Annotated in this window: 4 protein-coding genes; 2 read left to right on the forward strand and 2 right to left on the reverse strand. The window is 65.2% G+C overall.

Going from position 1 to position 2,167, the window contains the following annotated elements; all coding sequences use genetic code 11:
- Together RMO81_RS01350 and RMO81_RS01355 are read right to left on the reverse strand one after the other, a co-directional pair.
- Nucleotides 1–681 (reverse strand): AAA family ATPase (locus RMO81_RS01350; protein ID WP_310473933.1); only part of this gene is annotated, 681 nt, incomplete at its 3' end.
- A 5-nt stretch (nt 682–686) separates the two neighbouring features.
- A complete protein-coding gene (locus RMO81_RS01355) occupies nt 687–1,421 on the reverse strand; it encodes a DnaJ domain-containing protein (RefSeq protein ID WP_310473930.1) in 735 nt (244 codons plus the stop codon).
- On the opposite strand from RMO81_RS01355, the gene RMO81_RS01360 reads away from it, so the two are divergent.
- Entirely contained in the window at nt 1,323–1,601 is a 279-nt protein-coding gene (locus RMO81_RS01360) for a BolA family protein (RefSeq protein ID WP_310473931.1), read from the forward strand. The two genes, RMO81_RS01355 and RMO81_RS01360, sit on opposite strands and share 99 nt — an antisense overlap.
- A partial coding sequence (locus RMO81_RS01365; RefSeq protein ID WP_310473932.1) for a succinylglutamate desuccinylase/aspartoacylase family protein occupies nt 1,601–2,167 on the forward strand: 567 nt, incomplete at its 3' end. The genes RMO81_RS01360 and RMO81_RS01365, both read left to right, overlap by 1 nt.

Below are 2,167 nucleotides of genomic sequence, written 5' to 3' on the forward strand. Positions count from 1 at the left end.
GGCGGTTTCGGTGTGGTGCGGCAGGTAATTCAGCGTTGTGACGATGCTCCAGCGGTCCATCTGGCCCTGGTTGATCTGCTGGGTGCCGTGATAAAGCCCGGTCGTATCGCCCAGGCCAACAGTGTTGGCGGTGGCAAACAGGCGGAAATACGGATTGGGGCGGATCACCCGATTCTGGTCGAGCAGGGTCAGCTTGCCCTCCACTTCCAGCACGCGCTGGATCACGAACATCACGTCCGGCCGGCCGGCATCATATTCGTCGAACACCAGGGCGGTTGGCGTCTGCAGCGCCCACGGCAACAGGCCTTCCCGGAATTCGGTCACCTGGCTGCCGTTGCGCAGCACGATGGCATCCTTGCCGATCAGATCGATGCGGCTGATGTGGCTATCAAGGTTGATGCGGATGCACGGCCAGTTCAGCCGCGCGGCCACCTGCTCGATATGGGTGGATTTGCCGGTGCCGTGATAGCCCTGCACCATCACGCGGCGGTTGAAGGCAAAGCCGGCGAGAATGGCCAGAGTGGTGTCTGGATCGAACACATAGGCCGGATCCAGATCCGGCACGCGATCGTCTTTCACCGAAAAGGCCGGCACCTTCATGTCGATATCGACGCCGAACACCTCGCGGGCGTCCAACGTGATGTCCGGCGCATTCATGGCGACCGGCGGGTTCTCGTGCATCTCGCTCACGTCTTGTTCGACTCCATTGTGTATCCGGCTGCTGTCTTCAGGTGCGTAAAGGCGTTGACCACCGCCTGCAACTTCCCTTCGTGACTTCTGTCCCCCCCATTGCTGTCAGGGTGGTAGCGGCGCACGAGCCCACGATAGGCGCGCCGGATGTCGGCCGGCGTGGCATCGCGGTCAAGCCCAAGCGCGCCCAGCGCCTGTGCGTCGCCCTTCTCGGCCCAGCAGCCGGCCGCCGGCCGGGACGCGCGCAGCGGTTCATCAAACAGCCCGTGCATATCACCAAAGGTAAAAGCCATGCGGCCTGCGCGCACGACATCCTTTTCCCACCCGGCCATCGGCGACTGGGCGGCATGGATTTCGTCCGGCGACAGACCGTCGAAGAAATTATAGCCGGCGTTGAACGACCGCACATGTTCCAGACACAGAAATTGCCAGCCGCCAACGTCGCCCGGCACCCGGTTGGACCGTGGCGCGCGAAACTCGCCATGCTCGGCGCAGCCCGGCCAGGCACAGGCCTGCCCTGCGGGGGTTTCCACCCGCCCATGCCACCGGCTGTGGCGAGGTTGGCTTTCGCTTGAAATTGCTGTCGTCCTCTGCTCTGGCTCAGGTCTATAAACGGCGCCAAAGGAGAAGATATGGGCAAGGTTGCCGCAGAAATCCAATCCCGCCTGGTTGCGGCCCTGCGCCCCACCAGCCTGGAGGTGATCGACGACAGTCACCACCACGCCGGCCATGCTGGCCACCGGGGCGATGACGCCGAATCGCACTTCACCGTGAAGATCAGCGCTGCCAGCTTTGCCGGGCAAAGCCGCATCGCCCGCCAGCGCGCGGTGTATGCGGCGCTGGGCGACCTAGTGGCGCATGACCGTGTTCATGCCCTGCGCATCGTTGCTTCGGCGCCCGGCGAAGCCTGATGCGCGCCCTGCTCGCCGCCACCACGCTGCTTGCGGCGCAGCCGGCAGTTGCCGCCACGCAAGCTGCTGGCAGCCTTGATGGCGTCACCATCATCGATCGGCTGGACGTGAATGACATCGCCGCCGGCAGTGTGCAGCGCCTGTGGTTTCGCGCTGGATCTAGCCCGGTTGGCCAGCCCTGGCTGGTGCCGGTGGTGGTGGTGAAGGGCGCCCAACCCGGGCCGCGCTTGATGCTGACGGCCGGCATCCACGGCGACGAACTGAATGGCATAGCCGTGCTGCACCGGCTGGCGGCGACCATTGATCCGGCGAAACTGGCCGGCACGGTGACGCTGGTGCCCGGCCTCAACCCGCCCGGCCTGATGCAGTCTGCCCGGCAATGGACGCCGGATTGGTCGCGCAGCGCGCCCAATCTCAACCGCGAGCTGCCTGGCAAGGAAGGCGGCAGCGCCATCGCCGATTTCGCCGGCCGGCTGTGGAGCCGCCTGATCCGCCCCAACGCCGATTCGGCGGTGGACCTGCACACTCAGTCGCGCGGCACCGCTTATATGCTGTATGCCTTTGCC

It is taken from the genome of Sandarakinorhabdus sp., assembly GCF_031422795.1.
Classification (GTDB): domain Bacteria; phylum Pseudomonadota; class Alphaproteobacteria; order Sphingomonadales; family Sphingomonadaceae; genus Sandarakinorhabdus.